At 56.1% G+C, this 22,371-nt stretch carries 22 protein-coding genes and 1 pseudogene; 18 read left to right on the top strand and 5 right to left on the bottom strand.

Going from position 1 to position 22,371, the window contains the following annotated elements; all coding sequences use genetic code 11:
* Nucleotides 1-36: 36 nt before the first annotated feature.
* A complete protein-coding gene (gene proP / locus NNO04_RS01330; protein ID WP_271443134.1) occupies nt 37-1,539 on the bottom strand; it encodes a glycine betaine/L-proline transporter ProP in 1,503 nt (500 codons plus the stop codon).
* Nucleotides 1,540-2,238: 699 nt separating this feature from the next.
* On the opposite strand from proP, the gene kdgT reads away from it, so the two are divergent.
* Nucleotides 2,239-3,234 (top strand): 2-keto-3-deoxygluconate transporter, encoded by a 996-nt coding sequence (gene kdgT, locus NNO04_RS01325; RefSeq protein ID WP_271443133.1) that lies wholly within the window; start codon nt 2,239-2,241, stop codon nt 3,232-3,234.
* Here kdgT and NNO04_RS01320 read toward each other — a convergent pair.
* Both NNO04_RS01320 and crfC read right to left on the bottom strand, forming a co-directional pair.
* The gene (locus tag NNO04_RS01320; protein WP_271443132.1) at nt 3,231-4,139 is read right to left on the bottom strand and encodes a diguanylate cyclase regulator RdcB family protein; all 909 of its coding nucleotides are present in this window, start codon (nt 4,137-4,139) and stop codon (nt 3,231-3,233) included. The two genes, kdgT and NNO04_RS01320, sit on opposite strands and share 4 nt — an antisense overlap.
* Nucleotides 4,136-6,490, bottom strand: coding sequence for a clamp-binding protein CrfC (gene crfC / locus NNO04_RS01315; protein ID WP_271443131.1), 2,355 nt, complete (start codon nt 6,488-6,490; stop codon nt 4,136-4,138). Before crfC ends, NNO04_RS01320 begins: the two co-directional genes overlap by 4 nt.
* Nucleotides 6,491-7,067: 577 nt before the next feature.
* Between crfC and NNO04_RS01310 the strand changes: the two genes are divergently transcribed.
* The 17 genes and pseudogenes from NNO04_RS01310 to NNO04_RS01230 all read left to right on the top strand — a co-directional run bounded on the left by NNO04_RS01310 (nt 7,068) and on the right by NNO04_RS01230 (nt 19,582).
* Nucleotides 7,068-7,403, top strand: a complete 336-nt coding sequence (locus tag NNO04_RS01310) for a zinc ribbon domain-containing protein YjdM (protein WP_271443130.1) — start codon at nt 7,068-7,070, stop codon at nt 7,401-7,403.
* 91 nt (nt 7,404-7,494) lie between these two features.
* Complete coding sequence (yjdN, locus tag NNO04_RS01305; protein WP_271443129.1) at nt 7,495-7,941, top strand: VOC family metalloprotein YjdN; 447 nt, start codon at nt 7,495-7,497, stop codon at nt 7,939-7,941.
* 132 nt (nt 7,942-8,073) lie between these two features.
* On the top strand, nt 8,074-8,862 hold the full coding sequence (gene phnC, locus NNO04_RS01300; protein ID WP_271443128.1) for a phosphonate ABC transporter ATP-binding protein: 789 nt from the start codon (nt 8,074-8,076) through the stop codon (nt 8,860-8,862).
* A gap of 65 nt (nt 8,863-8,927) precedes the next feature.
* Nucleotides 8,928-9,944 (top strand): phosphonate ABC transporter substrate-binding protein, encoded by a 1,017-nt coding sequence (phnD, locus tag NNO04_RS01295; RefSeq protein WP_271443127.1) that lies wholly within the window; start codon nt 8,928-8,930, stop codon nt 9,942-9,944.
* 133 nt (nt 9,945-10,077) lie between these two features.
* A pseudogene (gene phnE, locus NNO04_RS01290) lies at nt 10,078-10,857 on the top strand (phosphonate ABC transporter, permease protein PhnE).
* A gap of 20 nt (nt 10,858-10,877) precedes the next feature.
* Nucleotides 10,878-11,603: a phosphonate metabolism transcriptional regulator PhnF gene (gene phnF, locus NNO04_RS01285; RefSeq protein WP_271443126.1), complete on the top strand. Its 726-nt coding sequence runs from the start codon at nt 10,878-10,880 to the stop codon at nt 11,601-11,603.
* Nucleotides 11,604-12,050, top strand: a complete 447-nt coding sequence (gene phnG, locus NNO04_RS01280) for a phosphonate C-P lyase system protein PhnG (protein ID WP_271443125.1) — start codon at nt 11,604-11,606, stop codon at nt 12,048-12,050.
* A complete protein-coding gene (gene phnH / locus NNO04_RS01275) occupies nt 12,047-12,643 on the top strand; it encodes a phosphonate C-P lyase system protein PhnH (RefSeq protein WP_271443124.1) in 597 nt (198 codons plus the stop codon). The genes phnG and phnH overlap by 4 nt, the downstream gene beginning before the upstream one ends.
* The gene (locus NNO04_RS01270) at nt 12,643-13,710 is read left to right on the top strand and encodes a carbon-phosphorus lyase complex subunit PhnI (RefSeq protein WP_271443123.1); all 1,068 of its coding nucleotides are present in this window, start codon (nt 12,643-12,645) and stop codon (nt 13,708-13,710) included. Before phnH ends, NNO04_RS01270 begins: the two co-directional genes overlap by 1 nt.
* 46 nt (nt 13,711-13,756) lie before the next feature.
* Entirely contained in the window at nt 13,757-14,548 is a 792-nt protein-coding gene (gene phnJ / locus NNO04_RS01265) for an alpha-D-ribose 1-methylphosphonate 5-phosphate C-P-lyase PhnJ (protein ID WP_271443156.1), read from the top strand.
* Nucleotides 14,545-15,303, top strand: a complete 759-nt coding sequence (gene phnK, locus NNO04_RS01260; RefSeq protein WP_271443122.1) for a phosphonate C-P lyase system protein PhnK — start codon at nt 14,545-14,547, stop codon at nt 15,301-15,303. The genes phnJ and phnK overlap by 4 nt, the downstream gene beginning before the upstream one ends.
* A 119-nt stretch (nt 15,304-15,422) precedes the next feature.
* Nucleotides 15,423-16,109: a phosphonate C-P lyase system protein PhnL gene (phnL, locus tag NNO04_RS01255; RefSeq protein ID WP_271443121.1), complete on the top strand. Its 687-nt coding sequence runs from the start codon at nt 15,423-15,425 to the stop codon at nt 16,107-16,109.
* The gene (gene phnM, locus NNO04_RS01250) at nt 16,106-17,242 is read left to right on the top strand and encodes an alpha-D-ribose 1-methylphosphonate 5-triphosphate diphosphatase (RefSeq protein ID WP_271443120.1); all 1,137 of its coding nucleotides are present in this window, start codon (nt 16,106-16,108) and stop codon (nt 17,240-17,242) included. The genes phnL and phnM overlap by 4 nt, the downstream gene beginning before the upstream one ends.
* A 2-nt stretch (nt 17,243-17,244) precedes the next feature.
* On the top strand, nt 17,245-17,793 hold the full coding sequence (phnN, locus tag NNO04_RS01245) for a ribose 1,5-bisphosphokinase (RefSeq protein ID WP_271443119.1): 549 nt from the start codon (nt 17,245-17,247) through the stop codon (nt 17,791-17,793).
* Entirely contained in the window at nt 17,786-18,220 is a 435-nt protein-coding gene (gene phnO, locus NNO04_RS01240; protein WP_271443118.1) for an aminoalkylphosphonate N-acetyltransferase, read from the top strand. The genes phnN and phnO overlap by 8 nt, the downstream gene beginning before the upstream one ends.
* A gap of 63 nt (nt 18,221-18,283) precedes the next feature.
* Nucleotides 18,284-19,042 carry a phosphonate metabolism protein PhnP gene (phnP, locus tag NNO04_RS01235; protein ID WP_271443117.1) on the top strand — a complete coding sequence of 253 codons (759 nt, stop codon included), beginning with the start codon at nt 18,284-18,286 and terminating at the stop codon, nt 19,040-19,042.
* A 69-nt stretch (nt 19,043-19,111) separates the two neighbouring features.
* Entirely contained in the window at nt 19,112-19,582 is a 471-nt protein-coding gene (locus NNO04_RS01230; RefSeq protein WP_271443116.1) for a hypothetical protein, read from the top strand.
* Between the two features lie 63 nt (nt 19,583-19,645).
* Here the strand turns inward: NNO04_RS01230 and yjdP are convergent, their stop codons facing one another.
* The gene (gene yjdP / locus NNO04_RS01225) at nt 19,646-19,978 is read right to left on the bottom strand and encodes a DDRRRQL repeat protein YjdP (RefSeq protein WP_271443115.1); all 333 of its coding nucleotides are present in this window, start codon (nt 19,976-19,978) and stop codon (nt 19,646-19,648) included.
* 69 nt (nt 19,979-20,047) lie between these two features.
* Nucleotides 20,048-22,357, bottom strand: a complete 2,310-nt coding sequence (locus NNO04_RS01220; protein WP_271443114.1) for a hybrid sensor histidine kinase/response regulator — start codon at nt 22,355-22,357, stop codon at nt 20,048-20,050.
* Between the last annotated feature and the right edge of the window lie 14 nt (nt 22,358-22,371).

Below are 22,371 nucleotides of genomic sequence, written 5' to 3'. Positions count from 1 at the left end.
ACAATAGAGATTAAGTGAACCTTAAGGGTTTACTTATCACTCATCAATACGCGGATGCTGCTGTACCAGACGCAAGCGTTTCGCCTGCAACTCCGCAATTTCCTGATCGATATCTTCGATTTTGTGTTCGATATTATCGTGATGTTCGCGCAAAATTTCTTTCGCTTCCTGGATATCCGACGCGGCTGGCGTCGCGCCTTTCAGCGGAAGATTCGCGGTCTCTTTCATGGTAATTCCGGTCACAAAACCAATCACCGCAATCACCATCAGGTAATAGGCAGGCATCATCAGATTCTGCGAACTTTCCACCAGCCAGGCCGCCAGGGTTGGCGTCAGACCGGCAATCAGTACCGAAATGTTAAACGCCGCCGCCAGCGCACTGTAACGAATGTGCGTCGGGAACATCGCCGGTAACGTCGAGGCCATCACCCCAATGAAGCAGTTGAGGATCACCGCCAGCATCAGCAAACCGGCAAAAATCAGACCGATAACATTACTGTTGATCAGCATAAAGGCCGGGATCGCCAGCACGAACAGCGCAACGCCACCCAGAATGATAAACGGACGGCGGCCATAACGGTCACTCAACAGCCCCATAATCGGCTGTACAAACAGCATCCCGACCATAATGGCGATAATAATCAGCACGCCGTGATCTTCAGAATAGTGCAGGTTATGCGAGAGATAGCTCGGCATGTACGTCAGCAACATGTAGTAAGTGACGTTGGTTGCAATCACCAGACCAATACAGGTCAGCAGGCTACGCCAGTGCTTGGTGGCAATCTCTTTAAACGACACTTTCGGGCCGTCCTGCAACCCTTCACGGTCGCCCTGCTCCAGTTTATCAACGTGCTGCTGAAACGCCGGGGTCTCTTCCAGCGCATGACGCAAATAAAGACCAATAATCCCTAATGGCAACGCAATGAAGAACGGGATGCGCCAGCCCCAATCGAGGAAGTTTTCCTCGCCGACCACGGTCGAAATCAGGACAACCACCCCCGCGCCCAGCACGAAGCCCGCAATCGAACCAAAATCCAGCCAACTCCCCATAAACCCACGTTTACGGTCAGGCGAATACTCGGCAACAAAAATCGACGCCCCGGTATACTCCCCCCCGACCGAGAATCCCTGCGCCATTTTGCACAGCAACAGCAGGATCGGTGCCCAGATACCAATAGAGGCATACGAGGGAATCAAACCAATACAGAAGGTACTGATCGACATGATCACAATGGTGATGGCGAGGATCTTCTGGCGACCGTATTTATCACCCAACATACCGAAGAATAATCCGCCAAGCGGTCGAATCAGGAAGGGAACGGAGAAAGTGGCAAGCGCGGCAATCATCTGCACGCTGGGGTCAGCCCCCGGAAAGAATACTTTACCTAACGCATAGGCAACAAAGCCATAAACACCAAAATCAAACCACTCCATCGCGTTACCCAGCGATGCTGCGGTAATCGCTTTACGCAATTTACCATCATCAATGATGGTCACGTCGCGAAGCGTGATCGGTTTTATTTTTTTCCTTTTCAGCATAGCTGTCCTCGTAGACTAAGCCCGTCTCGCTACATATCGAATTCATTAGCGCAATGCGTGCTAACGGCAACGTCGAGCGTGGATCTGCACAGATGCAGATGTTGTAACAAGCGTAGCAGGTTTACTTCCACGGACCGTTTGAGGCCTGTACAACCGAACCTGTTGACGCCTGATTGGGCGGTTAATGACTTCTTTACCCTACCAGCGTTTAAATGTGTGATCAACTTCACACATATATATTCTCTTCGTCATCAACTGTAAATAAGGTCATTCTCAGTCGATTTTTTGCTGACGGAAAATAGCGTTTATTGACACGCAAAAAGGTCGGTCACTTGTTTATTAAAATGAAGTATCACTACCGTGACTATTAAGCTGTCAGACAAAAACCCCGCTCTCTTTTTACAAAGCATTTACAGCATTTTTAATATTCAATGGCTTTCTGGAAGGTTTCCATAAAATATGTGATACGTGTAACTAAAACATCGTTTTATTTTGATTGAATCGCAATTCCATAGAATGCAAGATGACTACAGACACAACATCTCTGGGGATAGCGACACTGAGACACACGCCGCATCCGATTTGTGCCAGCAAAGAGAAGGAAGACATTCCGCACTTCCTTAGCAACATAAGATTTTGAAATTAATATAATTTACTGACTTGTCCGTGTGTTGTGCGCGACAAGCCGTGAGGATGCTTATGAAAATTAAAGCTGCTATTGAACGTATCCCTGGTGGGATGATGCTGGTTCCTCTGGTACTGGGTGCAATCCTGAATACTCTGGCACCCAATACCGGTGCTTATTTCGGTGGTTTTACCAAAGGTATGATTACCGGTACCGTGCCGATTCTGGCGGTATGGTTCTTCTGTATTGGCGCCTCTATTAACTTGCGTGCAACGGGTACCGTGTTACGTAAATCCGGAACGCTGGTGATCACCAAAATCGCTGTGGCCTGGGCTGTGGCAATGGTCTGTGCCATGTTTATTCCAGAAAACGGTATTCAAACCGGTTTCTTCGCCGGTCTGTCCGTTCTGGCGATTGTCTCTGCGATGGACATGACCAACGGCGGTCTGTATGCCAGCCTGATGAACCAGTACGGCACCAAAGAAGAGTCTGGCGCCTTCGTTCTGATGTCTCTGGAATCCGGTCCGTTGATGACCATGTTGATCCTGGGTTCTGCAGGTCTGGCATCGTTTGAACCGCACCATTTTGTGGGTGCAATCCTGCCGTTCCTGATCGGTTTTGCACTGGGCAACCTTGATAAAGACTTCCGTGATTTCTTCAGCAAAGCCACGCCAGTACTGATTCCGTTCTTCGGCTTCGCGCTCGGTAACACCATTAACTTGGGCGTCATTATGGATACTGGCCTGCTGGGTATCGTGCTGGGTGTCGCGGTCATTATCATCACCGGTATTCCGCTGATTATCGCTGACCGTGTGATCGGTGGCGGGAACGGTACTGCAGGTGTTGCGGCCTCTTCCGCAGCCGGTGCCGCCGTCGCCAACCCGGTGATCATCGCGCAAATTAACCCGGCATTTGAACCCGTTGCGGCGTCAGCCACCGCCCTGGTCGCCGCCAGCGTGATTGTGACCGCGATTCTGGTGCCGATTATCACCGCCCTGTACGCCAAACGCTTCGGCAACGTCCCGGCACAAAGCGTCTCTGAGCAACCGGCCGACTCCTTAAATCACTAAATCCTCCCCGTCCCCTCTGGGCCTGCCAGAGGGGACGGCGCAAAAATTTCCTCCACCATCGCATGCGCCAGCCGCTGCGCCGAACAGAGTCTCGGCATCCCTAACGCCACATTTTTCCAACGCTGCGTCACGGACCAGCACACCGGATGTCTGTCGGCGTCACACCAGTCTCCAAGCCAGTTCAACAGATCATGATTGTCATTTGTTGCCTGGCTATTGGGCATATTGAGCCACTGAGAGTAGTAATGGCGGGTTGTCGGTGCGGCGTGAATGCTGTGCGCCAGCGCGTGACTGGCCATTGCACGCAAATTGTCTTTCAGCATCGAGACGACGTCGGCATTGGCCAAACGGCAGGCATCGCCGAAAGCGCCCCACCGTAGTTCCTCAAGCGCAACAAAACAGCGCCCCGGCAACGACCAACCGTCGTATACTCCGGCTCGCCAGCGGGTAAAAACCTGCTCGCTGTGCTCTCCCGCCTGTACCGTCAACCCCCGTTGCGTCAACGCCTTTTCTTTGTACGTACAGCGCCGGGTAAACTCGTCGGCCAACGCGTCGAGTTGCTGGCGAATACCAGGGGTCGCGTATACACGGGGAAGTTCGCTGTGTTGCAGCAGCGCCAGACGTTGAGCAATACGGGAAAGCGCCAGATGGCCGGGATCAATCATCCCCGCCAGTTTTTCCACCAGCGTGAGGCGCATCAGCAAATGTTCACTGCCTCCCGTCATCGGCCATGTACGAAGCTGTGTGTAGGTCAACATCTCTTGCAGCAGGCGCTCGCGAATCGAAAGCTGTCGCAGCTTATCGCCAGACCGTTTGAGTTCGTCTCCCTGAATCAGAGAAACCATAAACTTCGGGCGAATACACTCCAGCATCCTCCCCGGGCCTTCCCGTAACGCATTTATCATGTATGTTCAGTCGCAAAAAGGGTTTGGATGTCGTCCCGCAACAGGCGGGAGTCCTCATATATCCACGCCACGCCAGAAAGACTGTGTTGCAATTGCTGGCTCAACGCCGTCACCGCAGATTCATTCTGTTGCCGCATCGCCAGGCTTTCCCGCAAGCTCTCCTGCAGCCCCGAAAGGCACAGTGAAAAGTCAGCAAAAAACGTCGCCATGCCTGCCGTAACAGAAACATCGACCTGCGCGGCCAACGCATTACGGACTTGCTGGCAACAGTGGCGGACATACTGATCAAGGCTGGCATGTAATGTAGTGAGATGAATGAGATAGCGCGCTTTTGTTTCCACATAATCTCGCCCTCCCCAGTGAGGATGGTTCAGCCAACGTGAGAAGGTCTCGCGTACGCTTGCGCTGCGCGGATTCTGCGCGTCCTGCAACGTCTCCCGGGTCATCGCCTCGTTGAACAAGGGTTGGGTATTGAAATTAAGCAGCGCTGCATGAAAGGCCGGGAAGCTTATCCGTGACCGAAAACCGGCATGACTCAGCGCCTCTTTAACCCGCGCTTCAATCGGGCGCATCGCATCCGTAAACACCCGCGCCAGTGTTGATTCGAGTTGCTCAAAACGCAACGCCAGATCGCGGCTAACATTCTCCTGCGCCTTTAATAGCACGGCCTCACAGGACGCCCGGATTTTGTTTAAGATAACCTGCGCCTGACTTTCGTCATGCAACACCAGCATTTCGCCTTCTGTTTCAGCAACCGGAGTCGGTGAAGACGTGTCGCGTGTTGACATCTCCATGACGCTTTCTGCACTGAATAACCGGCTAATGGCATGTAAAATGTCGGCTTCTTGCTGGTTCAGCAATGCATTTGCCGAATCCATCGCCAATGCGACTTCGTGGCGCACTTCATCACCCACAGACGTCTGGCTCGCCTGTAATTGCTGCAAATCCGCCTCGACCTGGGTGATATTCAACTGCAGCTTTTCCTGCGCAACCGTCAGGCCGTGAAAGCGAAAATCCAGATACGCGCGTGCGCTCTGGGCGTAATTTAATAACTTATGCGACGCCGAGCGCAGGGCATAAAGCGAAGCATTGGCATACGCCGCCTGCATGAGCGTTTGCATCGGTAGTGCAAACAGCGAATCCTCCCACAGCAGATCAGCTGCATGGCGAATGTGTTCAGTATCGTCAAGATCGGCCATTCGCCAACGTCGACCGAGCGCGGCCTCGGCAAAATCCTGAACCCAGCGTTGTTCCTGAGGGTCAGGCAACCGACCGTGGACCGACAGTTCGTGGCGCGCCCGATTCGCCAGATATCCCCACATCGAAGAGACCGGGTAAATATGCCCCGGCGTAATGCAGCCCCTCATCAACGTACCGGAAATCATCGCCCGGACCTGTTCGGCATCATCACTGTTACGGTCTTTTTGATCGAACTTGTTCACCAGCGCATACAGCGGGACGGATTTGCCCACTGCGGCGACAGCCTGACGCACCTCTTCATCGGAGATCGACTTCAGTTGGGTGTAGTCCATCACCGCCAGCACTGCAGAAGCACGGGCCAGTTGTTCGTTGAGCATCATTTGCAGGTGTGGTTGTCCGGCTTCGTTTGGCCCTGGGGTATCCAGTAAAGTCAGCTGTCCAGGCACATTTTCCAGCCCCGCCAGATGCACAAACTCAACCTCAATCACTGGAATATGTTCAATGGCGGCGTAGGCGGAAAACGGAAAATCGACCTCCAGCGCTTTCGACAAACGCACCAGATCATTCAGACTCTTCAGACAGTGAAAAATGGGCTGCGCGCCCAGATAATGACGCTCGAACGCTTCGCCGTGTTCAATGCGCTGGATGAGTCCATTCATGTCTTTGTCAATTTCCAGCGCCAGTGTCAGATGCTGGCGATCGCACTCTTTCAACCGCTGTTGCAACGTGTGCATCAGCGTCTCAATCGGAGCGACATGGGAAAAAAGCAGCACCGGCTCCTGCTGACCCGGCGTGTGACGGATCAACGTCGGCAGTGCGGTCATCGGGCGATTGCGGTTAGGTAACACTTCTGTTCCGACAATCGCGTTAATTGTCGTCGACTTTCCCGCCTTCATGGTGCCAACGATAGCCAGCACCATTTCCAGTTGCGTAATTTTACGCAACTCATTGTTAAGCATAGCGTGTTGGGCAGCGATGCCGCGGGCGCTAAAATGCGGGGGCAGAATATTTTCCCCACTGATGTCGTTTCCCTCACGCTCACTCTCCAGCATCGTCGGCGAAAATGCGGCTAATTGCCTGAGATGCGAGAGCGAAAGTAATAATAAACGCTCCGCTTCCTGACTTAATTCATAGATTGTCTGTGTGTGCATGAAAAATCTTTCCTTAACGCAAATTTATATTACTTTTATTTAGCCATAATTTTTATTATGAATTTTTGGCATATTTAATTACGTGTAGAAAATATTAAAAAAATGAATCCCTGAGGGTAACAAGGAATGTGTCAATACTTACCAACCGCGGGGGCCGGACCTCTCGCTTACTGTTAACTGCAAGAAAGATAAAGGGAGACCTTCAGTTCATGTCACTTAAATTATGATGAATATATAAAGTTCCATACTCATTAATGTCATTCTTACCTACCTGAATTAGGGGGGCGAGATTGTACTCACCAACACAAAATCGAGTATGTGTTAGCGCCGATGGCTCATTATTATCAGAAGGTTTAACTCACCTTATCTTAAATAGTAAAACGTAGCAATTTCCCTTAAAAAAATCGTCATGATATTTTTTTTGCCCTCACCGCGACCTTCAGCCGCAGGTTGGCATATTCTTAAGTGGGCAATAGTCCCGACAACGTTAAGGATTTTATGTATAATTGCGGCCTTTTTCGGCAATCTGCCATTTTTTGGGCGCTTTTGCCCCTGCTGACTTTTTGAGGAAACCCACATGTCATTACCAAATTGCCCACAATGCAACTCCGAATATACCTACGAAGATAACGGCATGTTCATCTGCCCGGAATGCGCGCACGAATGGAACAATGCCGAACCGGCTCACGACAGCGACGAACTCATCGTGAAAGATGCCAACGGCAATCTGCTCGCAGACGGCGACAGCGTCACGGTGATTAAAGATCTGAAAGTGAAAGGCAGCTCTTCCATGCTGAAGATCGGCACCAAAGTGAAGAACATCCGTTTGGTCGAAGGCGATCACAACATCGATTGCAAAATTGACGGCTTTGGCCCTATGAAGCTGAAATCCGAGTTCGTGAAAAAGAACTGATGCCTCAGGCGGGAGGTCATACTTCCCGCCTGGTTTCATTTTATCGACAACATCTACACTTAACTGGCTTCTTTTACCTGAGGTAAACATTATGCCGTTAAGTCCCTACATCTCTTTTGCCGGCAATTGCGCCGACGCCATCGCCTTCTACCAACAGACACTGGGCGCAGAGCTGCTCTACAAAATTAATTTTGGTGAAATGCCCAAATCGGCGCAGGACAGCGAGGACGGCTGCCCTTCCGGAATGAAATTCCCCGATACCGCCATTGCCCACGCCAACGTGCGTATTGCGGGCAGCGATATCATGATGAGTGATGCCGTTGCACCAGGCAAAGCACACTACTCCGGCTTCACGCTGGTTCTTGATACGCAAAACGTCGAAGAAGGAAAGCGCTGGTTTGACAACCTTGCCGCCAAAGGCCAAATCGAAATGGACTGGCAGGAAACCTTCTGGGCGCACGGATTCGGTAAAGTGACCGATCAATACGGCGTGCCGTGGATGATTAACGTTGTAAAACAGCAGCAGCCGACCGAGTAACCTGACGGGAGGCTCGCCCTCCCGTACTGTCATCAATCTCTCCTCAACTCTTCATCATCAAGTCACTAACGCTTAACAAAATCGTCACATTAATCCGCCACGATGGGGCCACTTTTTTAGTGAGGCCGCACCATGCAAACGATGATTCGTGTCGAGAAACTCTGCAAAACATTCAATCAGCAGCAGGCGCTACACGCCGTTGATATGGACATCGCGTCCGGTGAGATGGTGGCTCTGCTTGGCCCGTCCGGTTCCGGCAAATCCACCCTTTTACGTCACTTAAGCGGGTTGATTGTCGGCGATAAATCGCCGGGCAGTCATGTGGAGATGTTGGGCCGCACCGTCCAGCGCGAAGGCCGTCTGGCACGCGACATCCGCAAAAGCCGCGCCCACACGGGCTACATTTTCCAACAGTTCAATCTGGTGAACCGTCTGACCGTGCTCGAGAACGTGCTGATCGGCGCACTCGGCAGCACGCCGTTCTGGCGCACCTGTTTTCGCTGGTTCAGCCCGCAGCAGAAACAACGCGCATTGCAGGCGCTGACCCGCGTCGGGATGGCGCAGTTTGCGCATCAGCGCGTGTCAACGCTCTCTGGCGGCCAGCAGCAGCGCGTCGCCATCGCCCGCGCGCTGATGCAACAGGCGAAGGTCATTCTGGCCGACGAACCTATCGCCTCGCTGGATCCGGAATCGGCGCGCATCGTGATGGACACCCTGCGCGACATCAATCAGACCGACGGTATCACCGTGGTCGTCACGCTGCATCAGGTGGAGTACGCCCTGCGCTACTGCGAACGCATTGTCGCTCTGCGTCAGGGACACGTGTTTTTTGATGGCAGTAGCCAGCACTTTGATAACGACAGATTTGACCATCTCTACCGCAGCATGAACCGCGTCGAACAGAACGCGCAGGCTGCCTAATTTAACTGAAAAGACCAGGCGGATAAGTGAAATCGCCTGGAACCCTGTCTAAGTGAGGAACATAGATGAGCTATAAAGCCGTTGCCGCGCTGGCCTTCACCAGCATGTTCAGCATCAGCACCTTGTTAAGCCCGGCTCATGCCGAAGAGCAGGAAAAAGCGCTGAACTTTGGCATTATTTCAACCGAATCACAGCAAAACCTGAAGCCGCAGTGGGAACCGTTCCTGAAGGACATGGAAAAGTCGCTGGGCATCAAAGTGAACGCCTTCTTCGCCCCGGACTACGCCGGGATAATCCAGGGGATGCGCTTTAACAAAGTCGATATCGCCTGGTACGGCAACCTTTCAGCGATGGAAGCGGTGGATCGCGCCAACGGTCAGGTCTTTGCCCAGACGGTCGCGGCCGATGGATCGCCCGGTTACTGGAGCGTGTTGATCGTCAACAAAGACAGTCCGATCAACAACCTGAACGATCTGATCGCCAAACGTAAGGATCTGACCTTCGGTAACGGCGATCCCAACTCCACGTCAGGCTTCCTTGTTCCCGGTTACTACGTCTTCGCCAAAAACAACATCTCCGCCAGCGACTTCAAACGCACCGTCAACGCCGGGCACGAAACCAACGCGCTGGCCGTCGCCAACAAGCAGGTGGATGTCGCCACCAACAACACCGAAAACCTCGACAAGCTGAAAACCTCCGCGCCGGAAAAGCTGAAAGCGCTGAAGGTTATCTGGAAGTCGCCGCTGATCCCGGGCGATCCGATCGTCTGGCGTAAGAATCTCTCTGAAACCACCAAGGACAAGGTGTACGACTTCTTTATGCATTACGGCAAAACGCCGGAAGAGAAAACCACGCTGGAACGTCTGGGCTGGGCGCCGTTCCGTGCCTCCAGCGATCTGCAACTGGTGCCGATTCGCCAGTTGGCGCTGTTTAAAGAGATGCAGGGCGTGAAAGACAACAAAGGACTGAACGAGGAAGAGAAAACCAGCAAAACTTCGGCGCTGAAGGCGCAACTGGATGATCTCGACCGTCTGACCGCCGCGCTGGGAGCGATGACCAGCGTGAACAAAGCGGTGCAGTAAACCTGGTGCCCAAATTGTAGGCCTGATAAGCGCAGCGCCATCAGGCAATGCAAGGGATTCCATGCCGGATGGCGGTGCCAGCACCTTATCCGGCCTACAACAGACCCGAAACATCGACACCCAGGAGCCAACCATGCAAACCATCACCATCCCACAGCCCAGGCGTAGCTGGTTCTCGCTGCTGAGCTGGGCCATCCTGCTCGCCGTGCTGATTGTCTCGTGGAAGGGCGCTGAAATGGCCCCGCTCACGCTGATCGAAGATTCCGGCAATATGGCGACCTTCGCCGCTGATTTCTTCCCGCCGGACTTCAGCCAGTAGCAGGACTATCTCGGTGAAATGGCCGTCACCCTGCAAATCGCCGTCTGGGGCACCGCCCTCGCCGTCGTGCTCTCGATTCCTTTCGGCCTGATGTGCGCCGACAACCTCGTGCCGTGGTGGATTTACCAACCGATGCGCCGGGCGATGGACGCCTGTCGCGCCATTAACGAAATGGTCTTCGCCATGCTGTTTGTAGTCGCCGTCGGTCTTGGCCCCTTTGCGGGCGTCATGGCGCTGTTTATCCACACCACCGGAGTGCTCTCCAAGCTGCTTTCCGAAGCGGTAGAAGCCATTGAGCCGGGCCCGGTAGAAGGCATTCGCGCCACCGGTGCCAACAAAATCGAAGAGATCCTCTACGGCGTTCTGCCGCAGGTAATGCCGCTGCTCATCTCCTACTCGCTGTACCGTTTTGAGTCCAACGTCCGTTCCGCCACGGTGGTCGGAATGGTCGGCGCAGGCGGCATCGGCGTCACGCTGTGGGAGGCGATTCGCGGTTTTCAGTTTCAGCAAACCTGCGCCCTGATGGTGCTAATCATCGTGACCGTCAGCCTGCTGGATTTCCTCTCCCAGCGTTTGCGTAAGCACTTCATCTGATCAGCGAGGCATTGATTGCTATGCACTTGTCTACACATCCGACCTGTTACCCAACACGTTATCAGGAAATTGCCGCCAGACTTGAGCAGGAGCTTCGTCAACATTACCGCTGCGGCGACTACCTTCCGGCAGAGCATCAACTTGCCGCCCGCTTTGAGGTGAACCGCCACACCCTGCGCCGCGCTATCGACCAACTGGTAGAGAAAGGCTGGGTACAGCGTCGTCAGGGCGTCGGCATACTGGTGCTCATGCGCCCGTTCGATTACCCGCTCAACGCCCAGGCACGCTTCAGCCAGAACCTGCTGGATCAGGGGAGTCATCCCACCAGCGAAAAACTGCTGGCGGTGCTGCGCCCGGCTTCCAGCCACATTGCCGATGCGCTGAGCGTCAAAGAGGGCGACAACGTCATCCACCTGCGCACCCTGCGACGGGTGAACGGCATCGCCCTGTGTCTGATTGACCACTACTTTTCCGACCTCACGCTCTGGCCGTTACTACAAGGTTTTAGCAGCGGCTCGCTGCACGACTATCTGCGCGAGTACGCGGGTCTGGCGCTGCAACGCACGCAAACGCGCATCAGCGCCCGCCGCGCGCAGGCCAAAGAGAGCAAGGTACTGGAAATCCCCAATATGGCGCCGCTGCTCTGCGTGCGCACCCTGAACCACCGTGAAAGCGAAGCGCAGGCAACGGAATACTCCGTCAGCCTGACCCGCGCCGACATGATCGAATTCATCATGGAGCACTGAATGCACTTTGATACCGCTACCCGCCAGCGCTGGATGCGTGCGCTGGCTTACAGCCGCGCCGAGGTACTGAACGCGCGCATCCAGGCGCTGACGCCTAAATATGAATTGATTCGCGCCCCGGAAACCGGACTGATGCAGATTCAGGCGCGAATGGGCGGCACTGGCAACCGCTTCTTCGCCGGGGATACCACCCTCACCCGAGCGGTGGTGCGCCTTGCCAGCGGCACGCTGGGCTACAGCTATCTGCTGGGGCGCAACAAACAACACGCCGAGCAGTGCGCCGTCATTGACGCGCTGCTCCAGGAACAGACGCATTTCCAGAACCTCATGGAAACCTTAATTGCCCCGCTGGAAGCGGAACGCGACGCGCTAAATAACGCTCGCCGTGCCGACGTCAACGCCAGCCGGGTCGACTTCTTCACGCTGGTACGCGGAGATAACGCATGACACGATCGACAGCACTACTGACCGCCTTTCACTCACCTGTCCAGGACGCACAACAGAGCTTTCGCCGTCTGCTGAAAGCCATGAGCGAACCGGGCGTCATTGTGGCCCTGCAGCAACTGAAACACGGCTGGCAACCGTTGAATCTTGCTACCACCAGCGTGCTGCTGACGCTGGTCGACGGCGACACGCCGGTCTGGCTGGCCCCTTCTATGAATAATGACATTGCCAGTCAGAACCTGCGTTTTCACACCAACGCAACCCTGGTAGAACAGCCGCAACGGGCGACCTTTGCCGTCGCCGACGAGCACATCAGCAGCGCGCAGTTAAATGCTCTCTCCGCCGGTTCAGCCGTCGCACCGGAAACCAGCGCCACGCTCATCGTGCAGGTCGCCAGTTTAAGCGGCGGACGCATGCTGCGTCTCACCGGCGCGGGTATTGCAGAGGAGCGCATGATCGCGCCACAGCTGCCGGACTGCCTGATCCACGAACTTACCGAGCGCCCGCATCCTTTCCCGCTGGGGGTCGATCTGATCCTCACCTGCGGCGACCGACTGTTGGCTATTCCCCGAACCACCCATGTGGAGGTGTGCTGATGTACGTCGCCGTTAAAGGGGGCGAAAAGGCAATAGCCAACGCCCATGCGTTACAGGAGCACCGACGTCGGGGTGACAGCACGATTGCCGAACTGAGCGTGGCGCAAATCGAACAGCAGATGAATCTCGCCGTCGACCGGGTGATGACCGAAGGCGGTATCGCTGACCGCGAACTGGCGGCGCTGGCGCTGAAACAGGCCAGCGGCGATAACGTCGAAGCGATCTTCCTGCTGCGCGCCTACCGCACCACGCTGGCGAAGCTGGCGGTGAGCGAACCGCTGGATACCGCCGGGATGCGCCTGGAACGCCGGATCTCCGCCGTTTACAAGGATATTCCCGGTGGGCAGTTGTTGGGGCCAACCTACGACTACACCCATCGCCTGCTCGATTTTACCCTGCTGGCCAATGGCGAGACGCCGCCGCTACGTCCCGCAGAGAACGCGCAAGACGCCGCGCCGCACGTCTTTTCGCTACTGGTCAATCAGGGTCTGGCAAAGCCAGAAGAAGATAACGGCGCTCAGCCTGACGACATCACCCGCACGCCGCCGGTTTACCCCTGTTCACGTTCCTCGCGCCTGCAACAGTTGATGCGCGGTGACGAAGGCTATCTGCTGGCGCTGGCCTACTCCACCCAACGTGGTTACGGACGCAACCACCCGTTTGCCGCCGAAATCCGCAGCGGCTACGTAGAGCTGGAAATGGTGCCAGAAGAGTTGGGATTTGCGGTAAACGTCGGTGAACTGCTGATGACTGAGTGCGAAATGGTTAACGGCTTTGTCGCACCGGAAAATGAAGCCCCGCATTTTACTCGCGGTTACGGACTGGTGTTCGGCATGAGCGAACGCAAAGCGATGGCGATGGCGCTGGTAGACCGCGCTCTACAGGCACCCGACTACGATGAAACGGTCACCGGACCGGCGCAGGACGAGGAGTTCGTGCTGGCGCATGCGGATAACGTCGAGGCGGCGGGGTTTGTTTCGCACCTCAAACTTCCCCATTACGTCGATTTCCAGGCCGAGCTGGAGCTGCTCAAACGCCTGCAACAGGAGGCCGCCCGTGACCACTAACCTCTCCGGCTACAACGTTGCTTATCTGGATGAACAGACCAAACGCATGATCCGCCGCGCCATTTTGAAAGCGGTGGCCATTCCCGGTTATCAGGTGCCGTTTGGCGGGCGCGAAATGCCGATGCCTTACGGTTGGGGGACTGGCGGCATCCAGTTGACCGCCAGCGTGATTGGCGAACCGGACGTGCTGAAAGTGATTGATCAGGGCGCGGATGACACCACTAACGCGGTGTCGATCCGCAACTTCTTCAAACGCGTCACCGGAGTGAGCACCACCGAGCGCACGGCAGATGCCACGTTGATCCAGACCCGTCACCGGATCCCGGAAACGCCGCTGGTGGAAGATCAGATCATTATCTTCCAGGTGCCGATCCCGGAACCGCTGCGCTTTATCGAACCGCGTGAAACGGAAACCCGCACCATGCACGCGCTGGAAGAGTACGGGATCATGCAGGTGAAGTTGTATGAAGATATCGCCCGTTTCGGTCACATCGCGACAACTTACGCCTACCCGGTGAAGGTCAACGGCCGCTACGTGATGGACCCTTCGCCAATCCCGAAATTCGATAACCCGAAGATGGACAGGATGCCAGCCCTGCAACTGTTTGGCGCGGGACGCGAAAAACGGATCTATGCCGTGCCGCCGTATACCCGCGTGGAAAGCCTCGATTTCGACGATCACCCGTTTTCCGTACAAACCTGGGATGAGCCCTGCGCCCTCTGCGGTTCGACCCACAGTTATCTTGATGAAGTGGTGCTCGATGACACCGGCAAACGGATGTTTGTTTGCTCCGACACCGACTATTGCCGCCAACAGAGCGAGGCCCTCAGCCAATGACGCAACCGCTGCTTTCGGTTAACAACCTGACCCATCTCTACGCGCCGGGCAAAGGCTTCAGCGAGGTCTCTTTTGACCTGTGGCCCGGCGAAGTGCTGGGCATTGTCGGGGAGTCCGGGTCCGGCAAAACCACCCTGCTGAAATCGATCTCTTCACGCCTGACGCCGCAGTCGGGCGAGATTCAGTACCAGAACCGTTCGTTGTACGGCATGCACGAAGCTGACCGTCGCCGCCTGCTGCGCACCGAATGGGGCGTGGTGCATCAGCACCCGCTGGACGGTCTGCGCCGTCAGGTGTCGGCGGGCGGCAATATCGGCGAACGCCTGATGGCGACCGGCGCGCGTCACTACGGTGAGATTCGCACTACCGCGAAACGCTGGCTGGAGGAGGTGGAGATCCCCGCCTCACGTATTGACGATCTGCCAACCACCTTTTCCGGCGGTATGCAGCAGCGTTTGCAGATTGCCCGTAACCTCGTCACTCACCCGAAGCTGGTGTTTATGGATGAACCCACCGGCGGGCTGGACGTTTCCGTACAGGCCAAACTGCTGGACCTGTTGCGCGGGCTGGTGGTGGAGCTGGATCTGGCGGTGGTGATTGTCACCCATGATTTGGGCGTCGCGCGCCTGCTGGCGGACCGTCTGCTGGTGATGAAGCAGGGCCAGGTGGTGGAAAGTGGGTTAACCGACCGTGTGCTCGACGATCCGCATCACCCTTATACCCAGTTGCTGGTGTCGTCGGTTTTACAGAATTGATGTCGCTGTTTTGCCGGATGGTGACGCTAACGCGTCTTATCCGGCCTACGAAACCTGTAGGCCTGATAAGCAAAGCGCCATCAGGCAATTGAATGCACAAATGCTTAAAGAGGCTAAAAATGAACGCGATCCGCGTTGAAAACGTGAGTAAAACCTTTGTGCTTCACCAGCAAAACGGCGTGCGCCTGCCGGTGCTGCAAAATGCCTCGCTGGAGGTAAAAAAGGGCGAATGCGTGGTGCTGCACGGCCACTCCGGCAGCGGCAAATCGACGCTGTTACGCTCCTTGTACGCTAACTATCTGCCCGACGAAGGGCATATTCACATTCGCCATCACGCCGAATGGGTGGATCTGGTACAGGCACCGGCCCGCAAGGTGCTGGAAGTCCGTCGCTCTACGATTGGCTGGGTCAGCCAATTCCTGCGGGTGATCCCGCGCGTCTGCGCGCTGGACGTGGTGATGCAGCCGCTACTGGATCTCGGCGAACCGCGCGAGGCGTGCGCCGCCAAAGCGGCAAACCTGCTGACCCGTCTGAACGTGCCGGAACGGCTGTGGCATCTCGCCCCATCCACCTTTTCCGGCGGTGAACAGCAGCGCGTCAACATCGCCCGTGGATTTATTGTCGATTACCCCATTCTGCTGCTTGATGAACCCACCGCCTCGCTGGACGCTAAAAACAGCGCGGCGGTGGTGGTGCTGATTGAAGAGGCGAAAACACGCGGCGCAGCGATTGTCGGCATTTTTCACGATAGCACCGTGCGCGAGCGCGTGGCGGATCGATTGCATCTGATGGGAACAACAGCATGATTATCAACAATGTAAAACTGGTGCTGGAAGATGAAGTGGTGCACGGTTCGCTGGAAATGCAGGATGGCGTGATTCGCGCCTTTGCGCAAAGTCAGAGCCGTCTTCCTGAGGCGCTGGACGGCGAAGGCGGCTGGCTGCTGCCGGGGCTGATTGAGCTGCATACCGATAATCTCGACAAATTCTTCACCCCGCGTCCGAAGGTGGACTGGCCCGCCCATTCGGCGATGAGCAGCCATGACGCGCTGATGGTCGCCAGCGGCATCACCACCGTGCTCGACGCGGTGGCGATTGGCGATGTGCGCGACGGCGGCGACCGTCTGGAAAATCTGGAGAAGATGATCAATGCCGTGGAGGAGACGCAAAAGCGCGGGGTCAACCGTGCCGAACACCGTCTGCATCTGCGCTGCGAGTTACCGCACCACACCACCCTGCCGCTGTTTGAAAAGCTAGTGGGTCGCGAACCGGTGACGCTGGTGTCGCTGATGGATCACTCGCCGGGGCAGCGTCAGTTCGCCAGCCGAGAAAAATACCGCGAATATTATCAGGGCAAATATTCTCTCACCGATGAACAGATGGCCCGCTACGAAGAGGAACAGCTTCAGCTTGCGGCGCGCTGGTCGCAGCCGAACCGCACTGCCATTGCGCAGCTGTGTCGCGAGCGGCATATCGCGCTGGCGAGCCATGATGACGCCACCCAAGAACATGTGCAGGAATCGCATCAACTTGGCAGCGTAATCGCTGAATTTCCCACCACATTCACAGCCGCAGAAGCCTCGCGCCAGCACGGAATGAACGTGCTGATGGGCGCACCCAACATCGTGCGCGGCGGTTCCCACTCCGGCAACGTGGCGGCGCATACGCTGGCAGAAATGGGACTGCTGGATATCCTCTCTTCCGACTACTACCCTGCCAGCCTGCTTGATGCGGCATTTCGCGTCGCAGATGACACTGCCAACCGCTTTACGCTGCCGCAGGCCATTCAACTGGTCACCCGTAACCCGGCGCGGGCGCTGAACCTCGACGATCGCGGCGTGATCGCCAAAGGCAAACGTGCCGACCTGGTGCTGGCGCACCGCAAAGGCGGCAACATTCATATCGACCACGTCTGGCGGCAGGGGAAAAGGGTGTTCTGACGATGGGAAAACTGATCTGGTTAATGGGGCCGTCCGGCTCTGGGAAGGACAGCCTGCTGACGGCACTTCGCCAACAGGAACCTGCGCAGCTGCTGGTGGCGCATCGCTACATCACCCGGGCAGCCAACGCCGGGCATGAAAACCATATTGCCCTCAGCGAACACGAGTTTTTTACCCGCGCCGGGCAGAATCTGCTGGCGCTAAGCTGGCACGCCAACGGTTTTTACTACGGTATAGGGATAGAAATTGACCTCTGGCTCCACGCCGGTTTCGACGTCGTGGTCAACGGTTCACGCGCGCATCTGGCGCAAGCGCGGGCGCGCTATGGCGTATCGTTGTTTCCTGTCTGTTTACAGGTATCTTCTGCTATCCTGCGCCAGCGCTTACAGGCTCGCGGGAGAGAAAATGAAACGGAAATCGCCGCCCGCCTCGAGCGCGCCGCCCGTTACGCGCCATTTAACTGTCATACGCTGAATAACGACGGAAGTTTACTGCAGTCCGTCGATGCGTTACTCGCGCTGATGGGTCACAAGGAGAAAATAGATGTTTAACTGTGAACTACGCCGCGCCACGCCAGGCGATACCGAGGCCGTCTACGCGCTTATCTGCGAACTGAAGCAGGCCGAATTTAACCGCCAGGCCTTTAACGCCGGGTTTGCCGCCAATTTGCAGGATAGCAATCTGCGCTACCAACTGGCGCTGCTCGACGGCCAGGTGGTTGGCATGATTGGTTTGCATCTGCAGTTTCATCTGCATCACGCCAACTGGATTGGCGAAATTCAGGAACTGGTGGTGATGCCGCATGCACGCGGTGGCAAAGTCGGCAGTCGGCTGCTGGCGTGGGCAGAGGAGGAAGCGCGCCAGGCGGGGGCAGAAATGACTGAGCTTTCTACCAGCGTGACGCGTCACAACGCGCACCGTTTTTACCTGCGCGAAGGCTATGAACGGAGCCATTTCCGCTTCACCAAAGCACTGTGAGGTATGTAGGCCGGATAAGACGCTCGCGTCGCCATCCGGCACGATACGACAAGGGGAGTCACGATGAGTTTGACCATCACCTTAACCGGCACCGGTGGCGCACAGCAGGTGCCCGTGTTTGGTTGCGACTGCGCCGCCTGTCGTCGCGCGCGCGTGCAGCCGCACTATCGCCGCCGCCCCTGTAGTGGATCACTCAAATTCAACGACGCAGTAACGCTGCTGGACGCCGGTCTGCACGATCTGATGGACAACTGGCCTGCCGGCTCTTTCCGGCAGTTTCTGCTCACTCACTACCATATGGATCATGTCCAAGGGCTGTTTCCGCTCCGCTGGGGTGTGGGGGCGACGATCCCGGTATACGGCCCGCCGGACGATCAAGGTTGTGATGATTTGTTTAAACATCCTGGTATTCTGGATTTCAGTCACACGGTGAAGCCGTTTGTGGTGTTTGATTTGCAGGGATTGCAGGTCACGCCACTGCCGTTGAATCACTCAAAGCTGACGTTTGGCTATCTGCTGGAAACGGCGCACAGCCGTGTGGCGTGGCTCGCCGATACCGCCGGATTGCCAGACAAAACACTGAAATTTTTACAGAACAATCAGCCGCAGGCGATCATTATCGACTGTAGCCACCCGCCGCGCGAAACGCCGCCACGTAACCACTGTGACGTAAACACGGTGCTGGCGCTGAACGACGTCATCCGCAGCCCACGGGTGATCCTCACCCACATCAGCCATCAGTTCGACCTGTGGCTGATGGAGAACCCGCTGCCGGAAGGCATTGAAGCGGGCTTCGATGGGATGGAAATTGTGCTGGATTAGCCACACTTCATCGTCTCTTCACTTACGCGACTTATTGTCCCTTCAGAGAAAACACGCTGAGGGGATCCTGTGAAAATAAAAACACGCCGTATTATCCATCATGCCTGCTGGTTTACGTTGTTGGGGCCGTTTATTGGCGTCCCCCTCACTATCGCCATCACGGCGCTCTATTTTAGAGATTCCCCGTGGGAGTTGCTGTTCGATATCAGCAGAGTGTTGCCACAGTTTCTGGTAATAACGTGGTTACTTGGCGCACTCCCGGCGCTGGCGACAGGGATACTTAGCGCCTGCCTGGCGGACAAAATTTACGAATCACGTTACTGGCGTAGCCTCGCCTGCGCGGCGATTGGCGGTGTGCTCGCGATGCTTTACGAACTGATTCCCCACGCGCTCAGCGCCAGGGCATTATTCAGTGAAGAGTTTGTGTGGATTGTGTTCTGTACTGGCCTGTTCGCAGGCGGCGTATTGGGCTTTTTCGCCCCTCGTCTCGCCGGGCATGGCAATCGCCTCAACACGGTTCGACCCGAAACAAACGGGTAAACGCGCGCGTTGAATTCCCGAGAGCGCTGGAAAGGACTGCGCCGAAACCGCAAGGATTAGCAGCTAGCGATAGTAGTCCTCTTCCATCCTTCGCTCATCATCTTCTAGCTGACGACGCTCCTGATCGAGCTGGCGCTGGCGCTCATCCAGCTGGCGGCGCCGGTCTTCAAACTGGCGACGCCTGTCGTCGTACTGCCTGCGGCGATCGTCGCTCATCTGCTGTTGCCAGTTGTCATCCCGAGAGTCATCGTCATAGCGGCGACCATTATCGGGCTTGTAGGCATCGCTGATCGCCTGCTGAATGTTGCCGATGGCATCATCGATAATGTCGGCATAGGCCAGTGGGCTGCCTAAAGAGCACAAACTCAGTAACAGAGCGATAGCATAACGTTTCATAGGACCAGTCTCGCAGATGAGCTGGCTTTAGGTTAATGAAAGGTAAACGCGGGGAGTAGCGGAGGAATCTCAATTCATGCTGTTCTGTTGCCACATCACTGGCGCGCTGTCGCTTTTTATTACTGCCTGATGCAGCGCCTGCACAAGCTGCCCCCGGGTAAACGGTTTACGCAGTAGCGCCACATCCGGCAGCGCGGGGTTGTTTGCCGGACGTAAATCCTGACCGCTGATCAGCAGTAGCGTCAGATGGGGATAGTGTTTCAGCGCATGGTTCACCACATCCGCGCCGCTTAACCCGCCAGGTAGCATTAAGTCACTGATAAAAATGTCGATCTCTGAAGAGGCTGCCAGCATCTGCATCGCCTGCTCGCCGTTGGCGGCTTCCAGCGTCAGATAACCTAATAAATGCAGCTGCTCACACAGCGTCTGGCGTACATCGGCTTCATCTTCGAGAACCAGAACCAGTTTATCCGTGCGGGCAACGTCCTCTTCTGCCAACGGTTCCGCAGCGGTCGCGACAGGTACAATCGCGCGGGGCAGTTGCAATCTGACCGTCGTTCCCTGCCCCGGCGCACTCTCAATTTCCACCCGTCCGCCGGACTGGCGCACAAATCCGTACACCATCGAGAGCCCGAGGCCGCTGCCGCTGCCGGTCTGTTTGGTGGTGAAGAACGGTTCAAAAACCTGCGCTTTGATCTCCTGCGACATACCGCAACCGTGATCCGCAATCTCCAGGATAACCATATCTTCTTTACGCCCGCTGCTTCGCGTGACGCGCTGATTCCAGGTGCGAATTTTGATGGTGCCCATTTGCCCCTCCATTGCATCACGGGCGTTCATCACCAGGTTGATGAGGGCATTTTCCAGTTGGCTGACGTCAATCCACGCGGGCCAGGCAGGCGACTGAGCTTCAATGTCCAGCGTCAGGGTGGCGGGCAACGAGTGGCGCATCAGCTCGCCAAGATTCTCCAGTAACGTTCTCAGCTCCACCGCATGGGGATGCAGGGACTGCTTGCGGGAGAAAGCCAGTAGCCGCTGGGTCAGTAGCGCCCCACGCTCCGCCGCTTTCAGCGCCCGCGAAATTCGCGCCGCCTCCGGCGAGTCGGGGTTAACCAGCTCCAGACTGCCGATAATCACCGCCAACAAATTGTTAAAGTCATGCGCCAGCCCTCCCGTCAGTTGCCCTACCGCTTTCATTTTCTGGCTGTGCAGTAGCGCTTCCTCCAGTCCTTTGCGCTCGATTCTGTCGATTTCCAGTTGCGTGCTTTTTTCCTTCAATAGACGCGAGGTGTGCTCCAGCGAGGCGGTATTTCGGGCAAAAACGTTGAACGCGCGCGCCAGTTCTCCCAGTTCGTCGCGCCGCTGCAAAGCAGGGACGCTGACGTCCGATTCCCCGTGCGCCAGGCGGGACATCGCCCGCGAGATTGCCGTCAGATTGGAGCCGAGATTGCGATAAATATACCAGCCCGCAAACCCGGTAATGACAATCGCCAGCAGGGCAAATGTCATGATAAACATAATGATAGACTGCAATTCCTGATGGCTTTGCGCCACGCGCTGCTCTGAACTGGCCGCCACCTGCGCCACATATTGATTGATGTCGCTGTTGAGGATCGCCACCAGCGCTTTGATGTGGAACATATACCAGATGATCGCCAGATCGCTTTGTTCCAGCGCCGCCGAAAGCGGTTCGAGCTGGCGTAATTCCTGATTGAAGTCACTGAGGATGCCATTGACCAGTGGGTTAACGTTATGCGTCGGCAACAAGGGCATCACGCCATCCAGTTGTTTAACGACTGAGCGCGGCGTGGGGGTTTCGATAGCCGCCACGATCAGTCTGTCCATCTGAGCGAACAAAACGCCGTTCTGCGCCGCATTGATCGTTTGTAGATGTCGCAGGTAGCTCAGATTCTGATACAGCAAACTCAGTAGCGCATTACGCTCAAGATGCCGTCGCTGCCCGCGCTGGAGCATGCCCGCCACGCTGGTTTGCAGTTCGTTGCTGCGCTGAATAATGCGGGCGACCAGGTCCGGCTCCTGCTGCGCCAGCGGGGCGGCGGCCAGTTGTTCCAGCGACTGTTTCAGCGCACGCTGCGTCTCCTGTAAGCGTTCCGCCTCACCTTTGTATTCCAGCGCGCCGACCACCTGTGACAGTCGCACCGCCGCCGTCGCTACGTTGGCGGTGTCGCGCGCCAGATTCATGCTGCCAGTCATGTCATCGACCGTTTGTTGCTGTACCTGCTCCTGAATCTGGCTGGCGTGTCGAAAACCGAGCACCGCCACGCCGCTCACCATCAGCGTGACCGCCACCACCAGTAGGTTAAAGAACAGCAATCGCCCGCGCGCGCTGGCGAAAAAGTGACGCCCAGGCTGCGGCATATCACGCTCCATGA

Origin of the sequence: Citrobacter sp. Awk 4 (assembly GCF_028069725.1) — a bacterium.
Taxonomy (GTDB): Bacteria; Pseudomonadota; Gammaproteobacteria; order Enterobacterales; family Enterobacteriaceae; genus Citrobacter_D.
Note: the sequence above shows the minus strand (reverse complement) of the source record. Positions and strands in the feature narration are given on the sequence as shown.